The 1,368-nt window shown below is 45.5% G+C and carries 1 pseudogene; it reads left to right on the top strand.

Features of this window, described 5'->3' with window-relative positions:
* Positions 1-110: 110 nt before the first annotated feature.
* Positions 111-1,193, top strand: a pseudogene (locus OCV69_RS16555) (transposase); the annotation flags it as partial.
* Between the last annotated feature and the right edge of the window lie 175 nt (positions 1,194-1,368).

Consider the following 1,368-nt stretch of genomic DNA (forward strand, 5'->3'; position numbering starts at 1 on the left):
TTCTTTTTAAATTCAGGGGTGTAACTCTGTGGCATAATGTGTACCTCTTTTCTTTATAAGATTGATTATATCTTATTAGCCACTCCTGTTACAACATTAGTATAGCACTTCAGCACAAGAAGATTTCCAATAATACCGTGATCGAAATCGACGGCTGTTCCCCGCTTGAGATCCTGAAGCTGCAGAAAAACCTGAAAACGATCGCTGAAGGGGAAGGGATCGGTTTTGTTTACGGAAAGGGACAGCGTAAGCCGGAGATCCAGAAGCTGTATGAAGAACTGGAGACCTGCGGCAGCCGCCTGATGGAATACAAGGAACACTTTGAGATCATGGGCAAAGGACGGAACAGCTATTCCAAGACAGATCTGGAAGCAACCTTCATGAGAATGAAAGAAGACCACATGCTCAACGGCCAGCTGAAACCGGCATACAATGTCCAGATCGCAGTAGAGAACTATTTCATTGTCCACAGTTATGTCAGCAGCGACCGGACTGATTACAACACGCTGATCCCGGTTTTGGAAAAGCACCGGAAAGCATTTGGGGAAGAGCTGGAAGCAGTCACTGCGGACAGCGGTTACTGCAGCGAAAAGAATCTTTCCTATCTGAAGGAGAACGGGATCAAAAGCTATATCAAGCTTCAGGATCACGAAAAACGGAAGACCCGTGCATACAAAGCGGATATCGGAAAGTATTATAACATGAGCTGTGCCGTTTTTGAGGATGAGTATTACTACATCTGCCATGATGGGCGGGAACTGCGGCATATGCGGACGGAAAGCAGGATACAGGATGGGTATACCCAGACCTTTGAAGTATATGGCTGTGCAGACTGCAGCGGCTGTGAACATAAGGCGAAATGTCTGTACAAATATGATGCTGAAAAGCATTCAGACCGAAACAAGGTCATGAAGATCAATGAACGGTGGGAAGAGCTGAAAGAGGAAACCAATGAAAACATCCAGAGTGAAGAAGGGATCCTGAAGCGTCAGACACGGTCGATCCAGACGGAAGGCCACTTTGGTGACATCAAAGAGAATGAGAACTTCCGGAGATTCCATTACCGTTCAAAAGAAAAGGTGTATAAAGAGTTCATGCTGTATGCGATCGGGCGGAATATCATGAAATACCACCGGTTTCTGCATCATGAGATTGAAAAATACGAAGGGAAAAAGGAACAAAAAACTGCTTAAAGGCAATGAGCGTTCCCAAAATGCCAAACAAGGGGATACTATGCCCTGAAATTGGAGACAAAAAGGGAATGAGACAGTCCGGCAGAAAACCATAGCCCTGAAAAAGCCAGGAGTTCTGCGGACTGTCTCATTCTTTTGTTATCCGGGGAAAAAATCGGTATTAACCGACAGCCCC

This window comes from Alitiscatomonas aceti (assembly GCF_025567195.1).
Lineage (GTDB): Bacteria > Bacillota > Clostridia > Lachnospirales > Lachnospiraceae > Alitiscatomonas > Alitiscatomonas aceti.